Below are 18,554 nucleotides of genomic sequence, written 5' to 3' on the forward strand. Positions count from 1 at the left end.
AGGCTATGCCTGCTTTCCCATTCTTCCTTTACTCCGTCGTGTCGATGGTTCCGTGCTTGGAATAGATAACAGCGCTTCCTCTCACCTTAATCGCAGAGGTATGCTCGGTAAATTGCAAAATCATCACTTCACCCTTGTCCAGCTTTTCGGTATGGTGAAAACGCGTATCGGAGCCGCGAGTAAGTCCAATTACGTTTACACCGTTTTCCTTCGCCTTCACGATGACGTAATCTTGTTGAAAATTGGGTGTCTGGCTCATCATCTGTCCTCCTTCTCGGCTAGCTGATCTACAAGCGGTTCAAGATTTTCTCTACATAGCGCTGCGTTTCTTGAGGAAGCAACGCATATTTCTCCTTTAGCTCTTCGTCAGTGGTGATACCGAGACTGCTAACGCGAGTGGGACCAGCGTTGTACGCAGCCAAGGCCACTCCGATATTGCCGTCAAAACGCTCCAACAGGCTTTTCAGATATTTGGTACCCCCTGCGAGGTTCTCCTCGGGATCGTATACATTGCGGACATGCATCGCCTGGGCGGTCCTGTCCATTAATTGCATCAATCCCTTCGCTCCTGCACCCGAGACCGCATAGGGATTGAAATTGGACTCCGCACGAACGACTTCGCGAACCAAATCTTCGTCTACGCCATGAGAACGAGCTGTCGTTTTGATTTTATCCAGGATAGCCTGAATCGAAACATTGCTGCCCTGAGCTGCACCATCAGGCTTCCCGCTATATGACCCGGCTGCGGAGCCTTCGTGCATGAAGCTCCAATCAGGTGCGCCATCGAGCTTGGACACGATCTCTTCTGCGCGAATCACACGCTGGCCTGCAGCCACTTGAGCCTGCAACAGATCAGCAAAAAGATCGTCTTCCGCTGTATAGGTATTATTCTTGGCGGTAGCAGCATCAAGATTCTGGAGCTGATAGTATATTGCTTGCGCCGATGCGGGTATCTTCATGACCTCAAACAACCTTTCCTACCTCTATCATCCCTCTATTATAGAAAAGATTGCGAGGGAATCCAAGAGTGGAATTGGAAAAAATGACAAAAAAGAAGCCCGGAGATCCGGGCTTCTTCAACGGTTATACAATGGTCGGAATGCAGGGATTCGAACCCTGGACCTCACCCACCCCAAGGGTGCGCGCTACCGGGCTGCGCCACATCCCGATGTTTTCACGTATTCGTGAAATGTCTGACCGTTCAGATCAAGTAATTACGTATTTGATTATACAATACAGACGCTCAACGTTGCAAGAGTGAAAAGCGAATATCTTCCATATTTTTTTCATCCCATTGAAAGATTTGTACGAATACGAAATTCATGTTGTACGCGCGGGACTATGGAGCTCTTAACTAGATTGTAACGATTTTGTAATCCATTTTTCTACCCAGTTGCTAGAATATGAAGAAAATCCAGAAATTTTGAGCCGTACTGCGGTAAATGAACACGAGACCATCCCTCGAAACTCCTGGGATGGTCTCCTATCTTTTCTCTCAATCTGCCGCCTTCTCCAACTGCCCCGTTGCTGCATTCAGGAAACGGCTCTCCGCAGAGAAAGAGGGAACGTACGCCAGCTTTGCCTGCTCGTCTTTCATCGTGCTGGTATTCAGATAGACGTACTGCAGCTCCAGAGAAATGGCGTCCAGCCAGGCTCTCTTCGCCTGATCCTCGGCAATCACAGCAGGAGTAGCTGCTGAATACCGTTGGAACGAGCGGGTATTCATGGCGGAAAGCGTATTTTGGCTACGATCGAAAGACAGCGTCAAGATCGGCTTCGCTGCCCGTACGTCACCATGCATCGGGTATAATTCAAACTGGTATTCGTCCGCAGCTTCCCCTTCTGCGTAGCGCTTCTCTCGCAATACGTAATCCCCTTTTTCCAGGCTCGCATACGATTCTATGAACTGGCGTGCTTTTCGCTTTGCTTCATCCGCTTTTTTGCTATTGGAAGCGGTGGTCTTCTCCGCATCCTCCTCGTGGATGGAGAGCAGGGTACCCGTATTCTCATCCGCTTTCAGAATCAGTATTCGCTTCCCGTCGGTTACGGTAAAAATCGTTTTGGCGTCTTCATCCGGGTGTTTCTGGCGAGAGGTACGAACACTAAGCTTGCCGGCATCCAAGCCAGCATATGCGCTGGCAATTGCTTTTGCCTGATCAGTAGTCAGATGGGCCGATTTCTTGTCTTGATCCCATGTCCACTCTTCATCAACCGTTTCGTACGGAACGGTTAATCGATTACCCGTCTTGGCGTCAATTCGGCTGAATGGCGACGATTGATAACCGAATTTGCCCCGTTCGTCATCGTACACCAACTCTACGGAAAGCAGATCTGCAAACGCTCGTTTGGCGTCTTGGCTGTCGATCACACCAGAGCGGGACGGGAGCATAGCTTCTCGCAGCTCAATCTCCTTGGATTGGAAAGAGCGGAGATTTCCGGCTGCGTCGATGATAACAGATGCGGCCTCTTTCTGGACAGTGATGTTATTGACGACGGGATAGAACGGGATCGCAAACCAATCATTCGCTATCCTGGAGGGCTGCAGCCCAGCCCTGAGATCGCTGCCGAGAACCTGTTTGACAAATCCTTCGGCCTCATCAACAGCCGTCCACTGGCTGATCGAGCCCTTCTTCTCTTTTGCATCCCAGAAAGCGTCAAGCCGCTCCAGCTTTCCTCCTTTGGAAAGGCGCAATGCGACCGAACTCGGCTGATGTTTTTGTCCGATCTCATCAGGATGCTGGATCATTTGCACATCCCATGCGTCCTCCCTCTTTTTTTGGATTTGAATGTCAAGCTTGTGCTGACTTCTGAAAAAGTATGCCGCCGTCTCTTCTACAACCCGCTTCGCTTTGGGGGGCAGTTGCTTTATCTGTTCCAAAGCTTCCTTCTCCATGGCTTTGGGACTGTTAGCTTGTGCGATAGACACAGGAGCGAGGGGGGCAGCAAGCAAGATCCCGGTGCAGACCCATTTGATCCATGAATGATGTGCCCGTTTCATGTGCATCTCTCCTTTGTTCCTAATCCAAAACATATTCCTGATTTTACCATAAGGAATAGAAGAATCCAAATTTTGCAGAAAATAAAAAACACTCCCCATCATGCTGTGCATGAAATGAGGAGCGTCTGGTATTCTAGTCATTCATTTATACACGAATCAAGCTGAATACTTCTGCTCTGGCAGCCGCATCTTTTTCAAAGATTCCACGAACAGCCGAAGTGATCGTTTTGGAGCCGGGCTTTTTGATCCCGCGCATCGTCATGCACATATGCTCCGCCTCGATGACAACAACTACCCCATGCGGATCCAGCTTGCGCATCATCGAATCGGCAACGGTTGACGTGATCCGCTCCTGGAGTTGTGGTCGTTTGGCGACGACATCTACGGCACGGGCCAATTTGCTCAAGCCGACGACACGGCCTCCACGTGGAATATATGCCACATGCGCCTTGCCAAAGAATGGAACGAGGTGATGCTCGCACATGGAATAGAACGGGATGTCCTTGACCATGACCATTTCCTCATGCTCTTCGCTGAATACGGTCTCGAAGTAGACTTCTTCATTGATGTGCATGCCTTCCAATACTTCCGCGTACATTTTTGCCACGCGTTTCGGCGTGTCCAGCAGCCCTTCCCGATCCGGGTTATCTCCTACGGCCTCCAAAATCATACGGACGGCCTGTTGAATTTTCTCCATATCAACGTTCATCCTGTACCTCCTAGCTTTTGGTTCTATTTGCACGATTCTATCTATCCGTACGAACCTATGACTTTTCTTTTGTTGGGTAAGTTGTCCAAAAAACGAAACAAAGCCATCTTACCATATTCCTTGGTAAAAAACAAAAATGAGTTCTTGCGAATGCACATTTGGCAGCGGATGAAAAAAGAAAAAAACCCACATCGCGAAAATGTGGATTTTTTTATGTAAGTGTCCATTATCAGGCAATACGATTACTTGATGGAGTCTTTGAGTTGTTTACCTGGTTTGAACGCAGGCACTTTGCTGGAAGCGATTTCGATTTCTTCCCCAGTTTGTGGGTTACGACCTTTACGAGCCGCACGCTCACGAACTTCGAAGTTACCGAAGCCGATCAGTTGGACTTTGTCACCGGATTTCAGAGCATCAGCAATTGCATCCAAAACGGCATCAACTGCTTTAGTTGCATCTTTTTTGGTGAGTTCAGTGGTTTCCGCCACTTTTGCAATCAGTTCTGTTTTGTTCATTCTTGTTCACCTCCCCTCAAAGAACACCACAAGTCCTAGCTATTATTTTTCTTAACCGAAATGCGCGGTTTTATACACGTATTGGTTGTTTTTACCGCTCTGACAAGCTAATAGTAATACACCGTTTTCTTAAATTCAAGTACCTCCTGTCGAATTTGAACGAAATACAAGAAAAAAAGGCATCCCATCACAGAGGGCGCCCCTTCTAATACCTATTTTTTTAGGTCTTTTCTCCCGGTTGCTACAGGATAATCGCAATCAGTCCACCGGAGCCTTCGTTGATGATGCGTCCCAATGTTTCCTGCAATTTGTAGCGGGCATTGTCCGGCATCATGGTGATTTTGGCTTGGATGCCTTCCCTCACGATGGAGTGCAGGGATCTTCCAAAAATATCGGAGTTCCAGATGGACAATGGATCTTTGTCGAAGTCTTGCATCAAGTAGCGAACCAACTCTTCACTTTGTTTCTCCGTACCGATAATCGGAGCAAATTCTGACTCTACATCCACGCGGATCATATGGATGGACGGTGCGGTCGCTTTTAGTCTTACTCCGAAGCGTGGTCCTTGACGAATGAGTTCGGGTTCGTCCAAGGTCATTTCATGCAGCGACGGCGCGGCGATCCCGTAACCGGTGCTCCTGACCATATGTAGCGCTTCTGCTACCTGATCGTACTCGCGTTTGGCGTGAGAGAACTCCTGCATGATCTTCAAGAGCTGATCCTTGCCGCTGATCTCGACACCCACGATCTCCATCAAAATCTGATCGTACAGCTCATCTGGCGCGTAGAGATCGATTTCCGCAATACCCTGGCCCATATGCATTCCTGCCAACGACGCGTTCTCCACGAAGTCGTATTCGTTGAAGAAGCCCACTACACGATCCACATCCCGCAATCGACGAATGTCCTGCACCGTCTCACGTACGGCTTCCTCGTAGTTCTGACGCAGCCAGTGGCCGCTCTCGAGCACCATCACCCAGCTTGGCAGATTGACGTTTACTTCATGCACAGGGAACTCAAACAATACTTCCCGCATCAACAGCAGGATTTCCTGTTCTGTCATATGGTCCACGGAGAGAGCCACGACAGGCACATCGTATTTTTCCTGAAGCTGGACGCGCAGATTTTGTGCTTCTTCCGAGCGGGGACGTGTCGAGTTGACTACGATGACGAACGGCTTCCCTACTTCTTTCAGTTCATTGACAACGCGCTCCTCGGCGTCGATGTATCCCACACGCGGAATCTCCGCGATACTGCCGTCTGTCGTCACCACAATGCCGATGGTTGAATGCTCCTGGATGACTTTGCGCGTACCGACCTCTGCCGCTTCCTCGAACGGGACTGGCTCTTCATACCAGGGTGTGTTCACCATGCGCGGCCCGTTGTCATCCTCGAACCCTTTTGCCCCTTGCACCGTGTATCCTACGCAGTCAACGAGGCGGACGTTGATGCTAAGACCTTCGGTAACATGGACATTGACAGCTTGGTTGGGAACAAATTTGGGCTCTGTCGTCATGATTGTTCGTCCGGAAGCGCTTTGCGGCAGCTCATCCGTCGCCCTGATCCGCTCTGCTTCTGATTGAATGTTGGGGATGACGACCTGCTCCATAAATCGCTTGATAAAGGTTGATTTTCCCGTACGAACAGGCCCTACCACACCAAGGTAGATGTCTCCGCCCGTCCGTTCGGCTATGTCTTTAAAGATGTCAACTCGTTCCACCATCGATGACCTCCTTCTATTTGTCTATTTTTACACTATGACCGTTTTTCCGAATTATCCCTGACCGCCAGCATTTTCCCGGGGATCTCGTACAAGTTCCGTGGACAGTACAAATATATGTCTGTACATCACAACTAGAACAAAAAAAACGACTCTATTTTGCGAGTCGTTTTTCATCCTTTACTTTATTTTCAGCAATTTCGGTTGGTCCCCATCCATCGTATAGGGAAATGATTTGGCCGGCACGAAATTGGATTCGCGCGCCATGACGTAACGCGGGTCTGTCCGTTCCTGGACGGTTGCCTCGCTCTCTCGCAGAACAGTGGCGATGTCGATGGCATAATCGATGCCCACCTGACCTTTGCCATTCATGATCAGAGGCAGCAGGTAATTCCCTGCCGTACCTGGCACCTGTGTCTCCTTCATGCCAATTTTGCCAAAATCAATAGAAAAATAGCCTTCTCCCAAATCCGCCTTGATCGGCAGCTGATCATCATTTTGATAGCGATAGCTGTCTATCGCACGCTGGACATCCGCTACCGTGCTGACGGAGGGCAGATGGATCAGTCTGACGGCAGGATTGGTTTCCACGTCAATCAAAACGTATTTGTAGACCCCGCCCTTTTCAAAGGCATTGCCCGGCGCGTCCGGCAAGTATTTCGGGATCAATTTGCGGAACTCTATCTCGTACTTCTCAAAAATTGGTGTGTTCATATCCTTGGTGACGATCGGCAGAACCGACGTATCCGCTCTGAACTGATCAATCGCCTTTTGCGTCTGCTCCAAAAAAAAGGTGCTCGGCATTTGGTTCTCTGCACGTCTTTCATCCGGATACAAGCATCCCGTCAATGCTACAGAAACCAGAACCAGTGTTACGATCAGGTATTGCCATTTACGTGATGAATCCCCCATTGTCTTTATGCACCTCTTACCTCAATCTTCGTTTTCTTCCCGTTGCCGCTCCAAAGCAGCCTGTACCACCGACTTCAGCCGATTTTCCGGTATGCGTACGGTACAATCCTGCTGTGTCGCCTTTGCTTGACATCCTAATCGAATCCCTTGGGCGAGGTCTTGCGGCGACAGTTTTCGCAGCTCTAACGCTGTCGGAGCGGTCAGATCGCCTTTTTCCAGGACGATGCGGCACATCAGACAGGAAGCATGGCCGCTGCAACGCTGTGGTATCACGACGCGTGCTGAACCCGCTGCACTGACTACGGACTGTCCCGCCCTCACTTTGATCGATTTGCCGGATGGCAAAAAGGTCATTTTCCCCATCAATCACTGCCCCCAACTAATAAGGCCGATGAGCAACCGTCACATCGCCGTCTCTGACGAGTTGAATCTGACAACCCAGCCTGTACCCCTCGGCTCGCTCTGCTTTTCGCAAACGCAGCTTTTCTTCTTTGGTCACTTCATTCAACACCTCTGCCCCTTCGACGACAAAGGTACGGCACTGTGCGCACACACCGCGCTGGCAGGCATGTCCCCAGACGATTTTATGCTGCTTGGCCAGTTCCACGATGGTTTTGCCTGTCTCTGCGGGAATTGTGTGGCTCCCTGCACGTGTCTGCATCGTAAGTTGTCCCACATCTATTCCCCCTTACACGAAAATAACGATGAGTATTAATACAAAGATTGTAATCAGCATTAGCAGACCGAGCGTTCTAAACAAGAAACGGAGCCAGCCGTTTTGAGTTTTCCGCGAAAATATCATGAGAAAATTACAGACGAACATCAGTCCCATTGCGACAAAAGAGATGTTCATCTTGGTGATAGGATCAATATACATCTACCCTGCAGCATCCTTTGCATTTTTGGTTTCATTATACCATACTTCACCATCTTGCACCTGAGGGATGTGAACCTCCATCTAGACGTTCGCATAGACTATTGTGATGAATTCGCCTATTGGAGGGATAGCAGATGAGTAGCAAGCGAAAATGGCGAAATCCCTATGCTCCCATCCCCAGCAAAAAACTGAATGATCAGGCAACGGAGGTCTCGCTTGCCGTAACGCCCAAAAAGGTAATCCCCGCTGTCGATCTGCGCACTTCTGTATCCAAAATGCGCAATAATATTAAAGGGATTAGTACAACCATTCGGCAAGTGGAACAAACCATGGACACGCTCTACGGCGCGATGGAGATGTTCGAGAATTTGGGAAAACGCTCAGCCGAAAAAGCGGCAGCAACAGAAAAGACCACCGTCAAGAAGAAAGCAGCCTCACAAACCGCCCGTACAACCAGCGAGCCTACGGAGCCGGAACCAGAAGAGAGCAACAGCAGCGGCAATAATCCACTGGCGAATATCGACATCGCGCAATTGCTCGGATTGCTGCAATCTCCACTGGTCCAGAATTTGCTGAGCCAAACGTTTGCGAACAACGGCAAACAACGAAAAAAAGAGGGGTAAATTCCCCTCTTTTTTTCTTGTTTCTGTAGGTCAGCCATGTCCCTGTAGAGCCATGATTGTTCCTAATCTTACTGTATGACGGTTTGCTCAGCACGCAACGGTCATAATCGCCCATTTCTCTTACCTGAGCAGCTTGTTTAAAGAGGATAGATCCTGGAGATTGATTTCCTTGTCCCGGAACATCTGAATGATCTTGTCTTCGCGTTCGGGAGTCAGTTGTTTTCCTGTCAACGTTGCCAACGACTGAATCATTTGACGAAGCTTGGTTTCATCTTCAAAATCGCTTTTTTTCATCTGACTGGCCATCGCTTGCAACTTGCCTTCATCTACCTTGCCAGCCAGTTTCCCTTGCAGACTATCCAGGAAACGACGGGATCGATTGGTGTTCATACAAAACCTCCTCCTGCATCTGGGCTTTCACCCTATCATATGTGCAGGAGCCTAATTGTGTGAGGCGTTCTGTTACGAACGATCCGCTTCCGGATTGAGATAGCTCATCTCAAAGGTTTTTCCTCGTCCCATCAACTCTTCCACACCTTGTCTGGCTGTCTTCCCTTCAAACAAGATCCCGTACAACACCTGCGTGATCGGCATGTCTACCTGTTCTCGCCGAGCCAGCGCATAAGCGGCGTGGGTGGTGCGGACTCCTTCTACCACCATGCCCATTTGCTCCAGGACTTCATCCAGCCTCTTTCCTTGGCCAAGCATATAGCCCGCACGCCAGTTGCGAGAGTGCTTGCTCGTACAGGTCACGATCAAATCTCCGACCCCGGCTAGACCAGCAAACGTCAGAGGCATGGCACCCAGCTTGATCCCGAGACGACTGATTTCCGCAAGCCCTCGCGTCAGAAGAGCAGCTTTGGCGTTATCTCCATAGCCCAGGCCGTCCGACATCCCAGCGCCAAGCGCGATGATATTTTTCAGGGCGCCGGCGATCTCGGCTCCGACCAGATCCGGGTTGGTGTAGACGCGGAAATTCTGGTTCATCAGCAAATCCTGCGCCCGCAGCATGCTCTCTTCAGATTCCGAAGAGACTACGACCGTTGTCGGCTGTTCGCATACCACTTCCTCTGCATGACTCGGTCCCGTAAGGACAGCAAGGCGAGAGGTGATTTGTGGCGACAGCTCTTCTGCGATCACTTCGGACATCCGCTTCAAGCTCTCCAGCTCAAATCCTTTTGTCGCATGCAGCAGCAAGACTTCTGGATCAAGATAAGCAGCCATGCTTTGGCAAACCTGGCGCATGGCGTGCGAAGGAACAGCAAGCAGCACAACAGGCTTTCCCGCTACCGCTTTTTCCAGACTTGACGTGGCGACGATGTTGACAGGAAGAGTCGCCTCCGGAAGGTATTTTTGATTACGATGTGTTTGATTTACTTCATCCGCCAATTGGGCATCACGCACCCACAATGTCACCTGATGACCGTTTTTGGCCAGGACAGAAGCAAGTGCAGTACCCCAACTCCCAGCGCCAATGACGGCGACGTTTTGAATCAAGAGCGCTCCCTCCACGTTTTCATCTCGGCTTACTCCCGTCGATACCACCCAGGGCAATGACTACCCCAGTTTCCTGTGTGATCGGTCTCCCAGTTTTCGCTCGTTCCCTGCAAGAAGATTGCGGATATTGTTATAATGCCGAATGTAGGCAAAGACGGCGAGTGCTAGACTGGTCCAAACAAAAGCGTTCGGCTTGTCCAACACGTAGATCGCAACGGGGAGAACCGATACCAAAATGAGTGATCCCAGCGATACATAACGCGTAATCGCAATCGTGACCACTGCTAGGACGGCACCGATGAGGAAGGCGAGGGGCGAAAAGCCAAGCGCCACACCTAAAGTAGTGGCGATTCCTTTCCCCCCGCGAAATCCGAAAAAAATGGGCCAGTTGTGACCGGCGATGGCAAACAACCCTGACATGGCATAGGCGACTGGGTCCCCGCCTGTCAACAAGTGGGTGATGCCCATCGCCAATAGACCTTTGGCCGCATCCAACAGCAGGACAAGAATGGCAGGTCCTTTGCCGAGCACCCGCAATGTATTCGTCGCACCTGCGTTGCCACTCCCGTGGGAGCGGATGTCGATGCCGGCTATTTTTTTGCTGATGAGATAGCTAAAACTAATGGATCCAATCAAATAGCTGATCACCCAGGATAGTAACACCATGACCCTTTCCCTCTCCCTACGTTTTTTTCCGGGTCCAGATACGTACAGGCGTGCCTTCAAAGACAAACGCTTCACGTATTTTATTCTCTATGTAACGTTCATAGGAGAAATGCATCAGCTCCGGATCATTCACGAATAGGATGAATGTCGGAGGTTTTACTGTTGCCTGTGTCGCATAGTTGATTTTCAATCGTTTGCCGCGATCCGATGGCGGTGGTGTGCGAATGGTGGCATCTGTCACCAAATCGTTCAGGACGGACGTCGGTACTCGCATGGAATGTGCTTCTGCTACTTCATTGACCTTCGGAAGAATCGTATGCACGCGTTGTTTGGATTTGGCCGACACATAGAGAATCGGAGCATAGTCCAGATACTTGAACTCTTCCCGGATCAACTCGGTAAATCGCTGCATGGTCTTGTCGTCTTTTTCCAACGCATCCCATTTGTTCACGATAATGATGACCCCGCGGCCTGCCTCATGGGCATAACCCGCGATCTTCTTGTCCTGCTCGATAATGCCCTCTTCTCCGTTGAGGACCACCAGCACAACGTCTGAATCTTCAATGGCTCGCATGGCTCGCATGACGCTGTATTTCTCCGTGTTTTCGTATACCTTGCCGCGCTTGCGCATCCCGGCGGTATCCACGAGAATATAGCTTTGGCCATCCCGTTCAAACGGGGTATCGATGGCATCGCGTGTCGTCCCTGCTACATCGCTGACGATAACCCGTTCTTCACCCAAAATGGCGTTCGTCAAAGACGATTTGCCGACATTCGGACGACCGATAATGGAGACGCGAATCACGTCTTCCCCGCTTTCATCCTCGTTGGGGTCCGGGAAGTGTTTTGCGACCTCCTCCAGCATGTCCCCCAGTCCAAGTCCGTGGCTTCCTGATATTGGAAACGGCTCGCCAAGACCCAGCGTGTAGAAATCGTAAATATCAGCCCGCATTTCCGGGTTGTCTACTTTGTTTACGGCAAGGACTATCGGCTTTCCCGTGCGATTCAGCATGCGCGCCAATTCCAGATCGGCATCTGTCACACCTGTTCGACCATCTGTGATCATGACAATGACAGTCGCTTCATCAATCGCCAGTTCAGCCTGATAACGCATTTGCGTGAGAATTTCGTCGGTCTCGCCAAATTCAATACCGCCGGTGTCAATGACATGGAAGGTGTGGGTCAGCCACTCTCCTTTTCCATACAAACGGTCACGGGTTACTCCCGGCTTGTCCTCCACGATGGCGATCCGCTCGCCGATCAATCGGTTAAAAATCGTGGACTTGCCCACGTTGGGTCTCCCCACAATGGCTACCACTGGCAATCCCATAGTTGACAACACTCTCTCTCATTTTCTGTTTTTGACTAGCTAATCATACCATACACTCCTAATGCCGAACAATGACCAGGGTATCTGCTGTCACCTCATGCACCATCCCGTCCAGAATTTTTTCCAAAAGGAAGGCGATCTGCTGCTGTTCCTGATGATCGGAACAATAAAAGATGGGGGCACCGCCAGCGACCCGGTCCTTATTCAACGTAATGACAGCAAGGATACTGCTGAGCATGTCCTGCACCTCCTGCATCCCGATTAGTCTTGCTTGGCTTTCGTGGGTTTGCGGTAGACACTCTCCAGGATTGGCACTGCTCCGATCACCGCCCTCGCCTTCTCTATATCCTTCACCTGCGGAAGCAAGAACACGCCCAAGCGTCCTGTAGCCATGTCCCTCTTGGCAAGGGGTGTCAAGGAAGGCTCACCTGTATCCATGTATACGCCAAGCTGTGTCGAAACATCGTGGAGAATCGCTTGCCTTTGTCCCGGTTGGGAGATCGTAACTTTCGCATTGGGGTCTTTCGGCGAGAGGATCATGCCCATGCCATGCTGCTGAATCATTTTTTGCGCATCCTCAAGCCCCACGTTCATGATGTAGATATCGCCCACATACAGATCTTTTCCCTCTACTCTCACCTCAGCAGGCTCGATGTCCACGATCAGCGAGAGCGTTTTGCCCGACATCAGAAACTTGGCGATCACGAGGGTAATGATTCCGGCAATGATGCCGCCCCACCAATGAAAGAAAACAGCAGCAAGGGTTGTCATGAGCGAGCAGAAGATGACCAGGTAATTCCGGCCCTCGAATACCAACGCGATCCCCTCGATATAAGGGCCTCCCCGGGGAACCAGCTCTTGCTTGTCGATCTCCGTCAAGGTCGTACGCTCCATATTGCGCACGTCACGAAATTGCTGGGCTGCCACAGTCAAAAAGGTAACGGCTGTATAGTTTTCCTTGAACAGTGCGGGAATGGCAACAGCGCCGAGAGCAGCCGCGATGACGCCCAGCGCAACCTGGATGATTTTCCCGTGTGGATAGGTCGGATATTGACGGTAATCGGTGCGAAGCAAGTGGATCCTGCACATAATCCCGAACGTAAATCCCAGCAACAACGGCACGAGAAATTCACTCGCCAGCAGTTCTTTGTACAATCTCGTCATCCCCTACGTGCATCTGATTTGGAGGGTTCGGTATGACTCCACCCGATCCAGCGACAAATCCACAACCAGATAACCCGGAAACAGAACCAGAAGGAAAGGGAGCTCCAGATCAGGTCTTGTGCGAATTCACTCCCAAGCTGGCAGGTTCCGGAGAATTTCCCGATATAGAACCCGTAAATGGCATCTGCCAGCACGATAGAGAGCAAAAGAGAAAAAAGCTGAGCTCCCCCCCGCCTGTTGATGATCAAGGCTGCGACAACGGCGACAGTCGGCAGGATGATCTGCTCGTCCCAAAACAGCAAGACTGGATCGGTAAAAAAAATCCACCTCAGCCAAAACAATATCCAGGCCATGACAATCGCGGCAAACAGATGAAAGCGGCGTCGGCTCGCAGAGATCTGGACGTACAGCCAGCCGCAGAAAAGCAGTGGCAAAATGGTACCGCTTAAGCTGATCTCTACGGGTGCAAAAGCGAGTGTCCAACTCACGAACGAGCAAACCAGAAAAGCGACGAGGATAGCCAACATTCTTCTTCGCGACAGGTTGAGCTCACGTAAAAGAAGATCCATACTTCCCATCCAGACGAGACAAATGAGGCACCACTGGATGAGAATCGCAACTGTCCCTTCGTTCATGTTCATCTCCTCAAGATGTGGTTGTCTCCCCAAAGTATGCCTCATCAGGCAGGCTTTCATGTGGCTGCTGGATCGCTCAATCGCGATTTGCCAACGACGATACATCTATCTGTCGCTGCTGGGCATAGTCATAGCTGCGTCCGGATAAGATCATCGGAACGTGTAAAAAATCCTTCAACCGCTTGATGCCGAGTGCTGTCATGGCTACCCTCAGTTGATGGTGCCATTCGTCAACGGTATGTAGCGCGTCTTCTATGGATTGGGTTTGGACAATGCGCAAAAAGCCGCCGGCAATCCCGACCGCATCCGCCCCCAATGCCAGGGCCTTGGCCACATCCAAGCCATGTCGAATGCCTCCTGTCGCGATGAAGGATGATCCGTGCTCCATCCAGTCCCGCGCCTCCAGCAAGCTCTCCACAGTCGTAAGACCCCAATCGTCAAACATGGGAAGCGGTGTGCTTCTGCGCATATTTTCTACTTTGGCAAAATTGGTGCCGCCCCGTCCCCCTATGTCAATCATCGGGATCCCTATGTCAATCAACTTCCCGATCGTCTCTTTCGCCATGCCGAAACCCACTTCTTTGACAAGAACCGGAACGGGCACCTGGTCCCGAATGCGCTGAATTCGCTCCAAATAACCAGTAAAGTCCCGATCTCCTTCCGGCATTAACAGCTCCTGCATCACATTGAGATGAATCTGCAAACCATCCGCTTCCAGCATTTCCACGGCCGCCAGGGCCTGCTCCACAGTAGCTTCCGCCCCGATGTTTGCGAATAGAATGCCGTGCGGGTTCTCTTTTCGTACAACACTGTAGCTGTCACGGACGGAAGGATCTCGCAAAGCAGCCATTTGGGACCCGACTGCCATGGCCAAGCCTTTTTCCCTTGCAATAATAGCCAGTTTCTGATTTATCGTCGTTGTTGCTGCGGCACCGCCAGTCATGGCATTTATGAGGATCGGAGAAGCGAGGCGAAAGGAAGCCAAATTTACATCAAGGTTCAAGTTACCATAATATATATTCGGTAAACTATTTGGGACAAAACGAATCTCGTCAAAGCTGTTTGTCTGCTGCTCATTCGTAGCCAACGCATGCTGAATATGATCCATTTTACGTTGCGAACGATCCATCGATCGGATTCCCCCTTATCCGCTACTGTAAAAAGGGGGATACGCCTAAGCGCATCCCCCACACTTCCTGCTTTTTACTTGAACTTGTCTTTCAAATCACCGAAGAGTTCGCCCAAAGTAACGCCCATTGGCTGGTTGTTCTCTTGTTGGAACTGTTGCTGTTCCTTTTTGCTCGCGCGTTCAGCTTGCTCTACACGATCTTCTTCCACTGCGCGAATGCTCAAGCTGATGCGTTGTTCTTGTGGAACCACATCCAGAACCTTTACCTGCACCTCTTGGCCTTCCTTCAACACTTCTCCAGGAGTGTTGACGCGGCGATTTGCGATTTGCGAGATGTGTACCAGACCCTCAATGCCTGGAGCTACTTCGACAAACGCACCAAAGGAAACCAGACGCTTCACGGTTCCATTTACGATGGAGCCCGCTTTAAATTCTTCCGCTACGCTGGCCCATGGACCTGCTTGCGTTTCTTTGATGCTCAGCCCGATGCGCTCGTTTTCCTTGTCGACCTTTAGTACTTTCACGGTTACCTTGTCGCCTTCTTTTACGACGTCAGAAGGTTTTTCGACGCGGTTCCAAGCCAGTTCGGAGACGTGCACGAGTCCGTCTACCCCGCCAATATCAACGAAAACGCCGAAATCGGTCATGCGTTGGACGGTTCCTTCCAGAATTTGACCCGGTTGGATGGTATCCAGAATCGATTGTTTTTTCACTTTCACTTCGTCTTCCAGGACTGCTTTATGGGAGAGGATTACTTTGTTCTTTTCTTTATCCATCTCTACGACTTTTAGGCTCAGCTCTTTTCCTTTGTAGTCGGAAAAGTCCTCGACAAAGTGGCGCTCTACCATGGAAGCCGGGATAAATCCGCGTACACCCACATCGACAACGAGGCCGCCTTTTACAATTTCTTTCACAACCGCATGGATTACTTCGCCGTTTTGCATTTTTTGCTCTAGATCGGACCAAGCGGATTCCATTGCTACGGCCTTCTTGGAGACAACGAGTTCTTCTTTATCATCATTAAGCTTGATGACTTTCACCTCAAATGTGTCTCCGACCGCAACTTCATCGGCAACCTTCTCCACGTGCAGCGGGGATAGCTCGCTGATCGGGATCAAGCCGTCATATTTGTAGCCTACATCTACAAGCGCTTGTTTGTCCTCTACTTTTGTCACTGTCGCTTTTACGACATCTCCTACGGAAATTACGTTTGCATCCGTTAGGCTAACATTCGTTTCTTCCATCATCATAAAGACCTCCTTCATACCATCCAGTCCCCAACTGTCCGTTAGTGGCGGAATTCTCCTACCATCTTGCAAGAAGCGGGAGCATGTATATTTTTAACTGACGCCTTGAAGGCAGCTCAGTTAGCTGACGAAGCCATTTCATTCCAGTACAGGTAGTATTCTTCCCTTTGGAGATTCTATACCGAGACCTTGGAACGATGCTGTTCGTGAAGAGAGCGGATCTCTGCCATGATCAGATCCGTCGTTTCCTTCAGCGTATCAGAACCTGCTTTGGCCTCACGCAAGGAAGTCAGGTCAATCGGTTTGCCGTAGACGATCTTGATCGGCCGAAACGGGCGATACGGGCCAATGATCGCTACGGGCACTACCGCTGCCTGCGATCTCAGAGCAAACATCGCCACGCCAGGCATCCCGGCGCCAACCTCTCCTGTTTTGCTCCGTGTGCCTTCTGGAAAAATTCCCAAGATTTTTCCTTCTTCCAACAATTTTAAAGTGGAGCGAATCGCTGCTCGATCCCCAGCTCCACGTTTGACAGGAAATGCCCCAAACTTTGTGATCAAAAAGGAAAGGACAGGGATCCGAAAAAGCTCCTCCTTCGCCATGAAAAAGACCTGCCGCTCAATCCCGGAACCCAGGAGAGGAGGGTCCCAAAGCGAGATATGGTTGGCGCAAAGGATCACTGGGCCTTCCTTAGGTATATGTTCACGCCCGATCACTTGCCAACGGAAGACAAGCGAAAATATCGTGCGGAAAAAGCCTCGGAATAGACGATAATAACTCACTGGCTCGACTCTCCCACTCGCTCGCAGATTTCCAGAATTCGTTCCGCCACCTGAGCGATTGTCATGCCTGTCGTATCGACGAGGATGGCATCCTCTGCCTGACGCAACGGGGCCACCTCTCTGTTCATGTCTCGTTGATCCCGCTCGGCAATCTCTTGCTCCATCTCGGCCAGATTCGGGTCGAACCCTTTATCGCGCAGTTCTTTCCATCTTCTCATTGCCCGCTCTTGAATCGAAGCGGTTAGGAAAATTTTCACCTCGGCATCCGGCAACACATGCGTCCCGATGTCACGACCGTCCATCACGACCTTGCCCTGGACGGCGAGGTTGCGCTGGAGGATCAGCATTTGCTCGCGCACGGAGGCATAACTGGCTACAACGGAGGCGTATTGACTAACATTTGGCGTGCGAATCCATTCCGTTACGTCCGTATTGTTCCAATAGACATGCTGTTCACCTTGCACGCGTCGCAAACGGATGTCATTTTCTTTCAAAAGCTTTGAAACGACTGACTCGTCTTCGATTGGCAAGCCTTGATCAAGGACCGCCCATGCCAAGGCGCGGTACATGGAACCTGTGTCGATGTACAGGTAGTCCAGCTTGCCGGCCACCATTTTCGCCACCGTGCTTTTTCCCGCTCCCGCTGGTCCATCAATGGCAATATTCATACCTTCTCACCTGCTATGTACTGTAGTCCATAAAGGGAACATGGAAAAACAAGAGAAGCTTCTGTCGAAGCCTTCTTTACCAAATATGTCTTTTTCATAGTACCATAGGATGGTAACATGCGCAAACCTTACGGAGCTTCTGAAACCCCTTCCAGTCTTTGCGTCTCAATCAAAAACGCGCGAACTGGGTCGAATTGAAACAGCAGTTCGCTGCCCACCATCACGATAAAACAGATCACGATGCCGGCGATGATGACCTTCTCGATTCGTTGGGAAAAACGACGGAATCTCTCGTTGTAGCGGCTTGTCATGATGTCCCATCCTGTCTGGTGTCACTCCATGACACCCTTTTTGCGCAATTCCAATTGTCTTTCATAGCAGGCCCGCACTACTTTCGCACGATCGGGCTCGCTTATTTGTATAAATTTCCCAGAAACCCACTGGTGCATTCCTTTTTCTTCAGCAGGCTTTTGACGCACTACCTGCAATTCTGCAGAAGCATGCTGCACGGTCCCCGCTTTATTCGGCAGGGAAATCCACACCTGGATTTTGTCATTTTCTTGTATCGTGTAGGAATCTTTACAGGTAAACGAAAGTCCTCCTCCGCTCACATCTACCGTTCGAGTAAGAAAATGATAGCTACGTATGGGATCGTTCAATTTGACAGCAATATCGAGCGAGGTATCGATACGTAAATAATTGCGTCTCTGTGTACGGCGAATGTCCTCTTTCTCCGGCAAACCGAGCAACAAGACTGGAAGCGGCTCGATTTGTCTGCCTACAATGGAAGTCTGGAAGTCGTACCGCGACCCATCCTCTCCCAGGTACCATAAGAGACAAGGTGTACCGACTTCGAGTAATTCGGTTTTCCCCGTGCTCTCGCTGGTAGGCAGCTCGATGGAGGCAATTCCTTCCTTGCTGTCCGTTATCCTGCTCTTAAAGGACTGAGCGAGTATGTCTTCAGAGGAACTTATTACGTTTAGTCTTATGGTTTGTCCAATCCGCGGAAGCATCATTGCAGCGTTCCTCCCTTTCCCTCTCATGCTTTCATTATATACCCTTGTCTACAAACGGAAAACAGG

24 protein-coding genes and 1 tRNA gene are annotated in these 18,554 nt (G+C 50.4%); 1 reads left to right on the forward strand and 24 read right to left on the reverse strand.

All coding sequences use genetic code 11. The features are described from left to right. Window positions 1-28: 28 nt before the first annotated feature. The 11 genes from mtrB to T458_RS57505 form a co-directional block, all read right to left on the reverse strand. Entirely contained in the window at window positions 29-259 is a 231-nt protein-coding gene (mtrB, locus tag T458_RS31315; protein ID WP_023554433.1) for a trp RNA-binding attenuation protein MtrB, read from the reverse strand. A gap of 28 nt (window positions 260-287) precedes the next feature. Then, window positions 288-959 carry a lytic transglycosylase domain-containing protein gene (locus T458_RS31320; protein ID WP_031305336.1) on the reverse strand — a complete coding sequence of 224 codons (672 nt, stop codon included), beginning with the start codon at window positions 957-959 and terminating at the stop codon, window positions 288-290. Window positions 960-1,091: 132 nt separating this feature from the next. Continuing rightward, window positions 1,092-1,168 (reverse strand) — tRNA-Pro (locus T458_RS31325). A gap of 327 nt (window positions 1,169-1,495) precedes the next feature. Next, complete coding sequence (locus T458_RS31330) at window positions 1,496-2,998, reverse strand: hypothetical protein (RefSeq protein ID WP_023554435.1); 1,503 nt, start codon at window positions 2,996-2,998, stop codon at window positions 1,496-1,498. Window positions 2,999-3,143: 145 nt separating this feature from the next. Continuing rightward, complete coding sequence (gene folE / locus T458_RS31335; protein ID WP_023554436.1) at window positions 3,144-3,707, reverse strand: GTP cyclohydrolase I FolE; 564 nt, start codon at window positions 3,705-3,707, stop codon at window positions 3,144-3,146. A 242-nt stretch (window positions 3,708-3,949) separates the two neighbouring features. After that, a complete protein-coding gene (locus T458_RS31340; protein ID WP_023554438.1) occupies window positions 3,950-4,222 on the reverse strand; it encodes an HU family DNA-binding protein in 273 nt (90 codons plus the stop codon). 241 nt (window positions 4,223-4,463) lie between these two features. Continuing rightward, a complete protein-coding gene (gene spoIVA / locus T458_RS31345) occupies window positions 4,464-5,942 on the reverse strand; it encodes a stage IV sporulation protein A (RefSeq protein WP_031305337.1) in 1,479 nt (492 codons plus the stop codon). A gap of 180 nt (window positions 5,943-6,122) precedes the next feature. Next, the gene (locus T458_RS31350; RefSeq protein WP_023554440.1) at window positions 6,123-6,854 is read right to left on the reverse strand and encodes a hypothetical protein; all 732 of its coding nucleotides are present in this window, start codon (window positions 6,852-6,854) and stop codon (window positions 6,123-6,125) included. Between the two features lie 21 nt (window positions 6,855-6,875). After that, window positions 6,876-7,217, reverse strand: coding sequence for a 2Fe-2S iron-sulfur cluster-binding protein (locus tag T458_RS31355; RefSeq protein ID WP_023554441.1), 342 nt, complete (start codon window positions 7,215-7,217; stop codon window positions 6,876-6,878). Window positions 7,218-7,233: 16 nt separating this feature from the next. Next, window positions 7,234-7,530 carry a 2Fe-2S iron-sulfur cluster-binding protein gene (locus T458_RS31360; RefSeq protein WP_023554442.1) on the reverse strand — a complete coding sequence of 99 codons (297 nt, stop codon included), beginning with the start codon at window positions 7,528-7,530 and terminating at the stop codon, window positions 7,234-7,236. 12 nt (window positions 7,531-7,542) lie between these two features. Then, window positions 7,543-7,731 (reverse strand): DUF2768 family protein, encoded by a 189-nt coding sequence (locus tag T458_RS57505; RefSeq protein WP_023554443.1) that lies wholly within the window; start codon window positions 7,729-7,731, stop codon window positions 7,543-7,545. 134 nt (window positions 7,732-7,865) lie between these two features. Between T458_RS57505 and T458_RS31370 the strand changes: the two genes are divergently transcribed. After that, entirely contained in the window at window positions 7,866-8,354 is a 489-nt protein-coding gene (locus T458_RS31370; protein WP_023554444.1) for a hypothetical protein, read from the forward strand. Between the two features lie 120 nt (window positions 8,355-8,474). On the opposite strand, the gene T458_RS31375 is transcribed toward T458_RS31370, so the two are convergent. The 13 genes from T458_RS31375 to T458_RS31435 form a co-directional block, all read right to left on the reverse strand. Further along, complete coding sequence (locus T458_RS31375) at window positions 8,475-8,744, reverse strand: stage VI sporulation protein F (RefSeq protein ID WP_023554445.1); 270 nt, start codon at window positions 8,742-8,744, stop codon at window positions 8,475-8,477. 72 nt (window positions 8,745-8,816) lie between these two features. Continuing rightward, a complete protein-coding gene (locus T458_RS31380; protein WP_023554446.1) occupies window positions 8,817-9,851 on the reverse strand; it encodes an NAD(P)H-dependent glycerol-3-phosphate dehydrogenase in 1,035 nt (344 codons plus the stop codon). 60 nt (window positions 9,852-9,911) lie between these two features. After that, window positions 9,912-10,517: a glycerol-3-phosphate 1-O-acyltransferase PlsY gene (gene plsY, locus T458_RS31385; protein ID WP_023554447.1), complete on the reverse strand. Its 606-nt coding sequence runs from the start codon at window positions 10,515-10,517 to the stop codon at window positions 9,912-9,914. A gap of 16 nt (window positions 10,518-10,533) precedes the next feature. Then, complete coding sequence (gene der / locus T458_RS31390) at window positions 10,534-11,847, reverse strand: ribosome biogenesis GTPase Der (protein WP_023554448.1); 1,314 nt, start codon at window positions 11,845-11,847, stop codon at window positions 10,534-10,536. Window positions 11,848-11,905: 58 nt separating this feature from the next. Further along, entirely contained in the window at window positions 11,906-12,085 is a 180-nt protein-coding gene (locus T458_RS31395; RefSeq protein ID WP_023554449.1) for a capping complex subunit for YIEGIA, read from the reverse strand. 23 nt (window positions 12,086-12,108) lie between these two features. Continuing rightward, window positions 12,109-13,002 (reverse strand): YIEGIA family protein, encoded by an 894-nt coding sequence (locus T458_RS31400; protein ID WP_023554450.1) that lies wholly within the window; start codon window positions 13,000-13,002, stop codon window positions 12,109-12,111. Between the two features lie 5 nt (window positions 13,003-13,007). Next, complete coding sequence (locus tag T458_RS31405) at window positions 13,008-13,646, reverse strand: YphA family membrane protein (protein WP_023554451.1); 639 nt, start codon at window positions 13,644-13,646, stop codon at window positions 13,008-13,010. Between the two features lie 76 nt (window positions 13,647-13,722). Then, window positions 13,723-14,775, reverse strand: coding sequence for a type 2 isopentenyl-diphosphate Delta-isomerase (fni, locus tag T458_RS31410; RefSeq protein WP_023554452.1), 1,053 nt, complete (start codon window positions 14,773-14,775; stop codon window positions 13,723-13,725). A gap of 74 nt (window positions 14,776-14,849) precedes the next feature. Beyond that, on the reverse strand, window positions 14,850-16,022 hold the full coding sequence (rpsA, locus tag T458_RS31415) for a 30S ribosomal protein S1 (protein ID WP_023554453.1): 1,173 nt from the start codon (window positions 16,020-16,022) through the stop codon (window positions 14,850-14,852). A 176-nt stretch (window positions 16,023-16,198) separates the two neighbouring features. Continuing rightward, complete coding sequence (locus T458_RS31420; RefSeq protein ID WP_023554454.1) at window positions 16,199-16,804, reverse strand: lysophospholipid acyltransferase family protein; 606 nt, start codon at window positions 16,802-16,804, stop codon at window positions 16,199-16,201. Next, window positions 16,801-17,472 (reverse strand): (d)CMP kinase, encoded by a 672-nt coding sequence (gene cmk / locus T458_RS31425; RefSeq protein WP_023554455.1) that lies wholly within the window; start codon window positions 17,470-17,472, stop codon window positions 16,801-16,803. Before cmk ends, T458_RS31420 begins: the two co-directional genes overlap by 4 nt. Before the next feature lie 128 nt (window positions 17,473-17,600). Beyond that, on the reverse strand, window positions 17,601-17,783 hold the full coding sequence (locus T458_RS31430; RefSeq protein WP_023554456.1) for a hypothetical protein: 183 nt from the start codon (window positions 17,781-17,783) through the stop codon (window positions 17,601-17,603). 21 nt (window positions 17,784-17,804) lie between these two features. Further along, the gene (locus T458_RS31435; RefSeq protein WP_023554457.1) at window positions 17,805-18,488 is read right to left on the reverse strand and encodes a flagellar brake protein; all 684 of its coding nucleotides are present in this window, start codon (window positions 18,486-18,488) and stop codon (window positions 17,805-17,807) included. Window positions 18,489-18,554: the final 66 nt, after the last annotated feature.

The organism is Brevibacillus panacihumi W25 (assembly GCF_000503775.1).
Lineage (GTDB): Bacteria > Bacillota > Bacilli > Brevibacillales > Brevibacillaceae > Brevibacillus > Brevibacillus panacihumi_A.

Bases quoted from the DNA above. Each gene is read 5' to 3' on its own strand.
- T458_RS31430 (WP_023554456.1), bottom strand. From the start codon at position 17,783: ATGACAAGCCGCTACAACGAGAGATTCCGTCGTTTTTCCCAACGAATC.
- T458_RS57505 (WP_023554443.1), bottom strand. From the start codon at position 7,731: ATGTATATTGATCCTATCACCAAGATGAACATCTCTTTTGTCGCAATG.
- fni (WP_023554452.1), bottom strand. From the start codon at position 14,775: ATGGATCGTTCGCAACGTAAAATGGATCATATTCAGCATGCGTTGGCT.
- der (WP_023554448.1), bottom strand. From the start codon at position 11,847: ATGGGATTGCCAGTGGTAGCCATTGTGGGGAGACCCAACGTGGGCAAG.
- cmk (WP_023554455.1), bottom strand. From the start codon at position 17,472: ATGAATATTGCCATTGATGGACCAGCGGGAGCGGGAAAAAGCACGGTG.
- T458_RS31405 (WP_023554451.1), bottom strand. From the start codon at position 13,646: ATGAACGAAGGGACAGTTGCGATTCTCATCCAGTGGTGCCTCATTTGT.
- T458_RS31340 (WP_023554438.1), bottom strand. From the start codon at position 4,222: ATGAACAAAACAGAACTGATTGCAAAAGTGGCGGAAACCACTGAACTC.
- T458_RS31375 (WP_023554445.1), bottom strand. From the start codon at position 8,744: ATGAACACCAATCGATCCCGTCGTTTCCTGGATAGTCTGCAAGGGAAA.
- T458_RS31435 (WP_023554457.1), bottom strand. From the start codon at position 18,488: ATGATGCTTCCGCGGATTGGACAAACCATAAGACTAAACGTAATAAGT.
- T458_RS31320 (WP_031305336.1), bottom strand. From the start codon at position 959: ATGAAGATACCCGCATCGGCGCAAGCAATATACTATCAGCTCCAGAAT.
- T458_RS31370 (WP_023554444.1), top strand. From the start codon at position 7,866: ATGAGTAGCAAGCGAAAATGGCGAAATCCCTATGCTCCCATCCCCAGC.
- rpsA (WP_023554453.1), bottom strand. From the start codon at position 16,022: ATGATGGAAGAAACGAATGTTAGCCTAACGGATGCAAACGTAATTTCC.
- mtrB (WP_023554433.1), bottom strand. From the start codon at position 259: ATGAGCCAGACACCCAATTTTCAACAAGATTACGTCATCGTGAAGGCG.
- plsY (WP_023554447.1), bottom strand. From the start codon at position 10,517: ATGGTGTTACTATCCTGGGTGATCAGCTATTTGATTGGATCCATTAGT.
- T458_RS31350 (WP_023554440.1), bottom strand. From the start codon at position 6,854: ATGGGGGATTCATCACGTAAATGGCAATACCTGATCGTAACACTGGTT.
- T458_RS31395 (WP_023554449.1), bottom strand. From the start codon at position 12,085: ATGCTCAGCAGTATCCTTGCTGTCATTACGTTGAATAAGGACCGGGTC.
- folE (WP_023554436.1), bottom strand. From the start codon at position 3,707: ATGAACGTTGATATGGAGAAAATTCAACAGGCCGTCCGTATGATTTTG.
- T458_RS31330 (WP_023554435.1), bottom strand. From the start codon at position 2,998: ATGAAACGGGCACATCATTCATGGATCAAATGGGTCTGCACCGGGATC.
- T458_RS31355 (WP_023554441.1), bottom strand. From the start codon at position 7,217: ATGGGGAAAATGACCTTTTTGCCATCCGGCAAATCGATCAAAGTGAGG.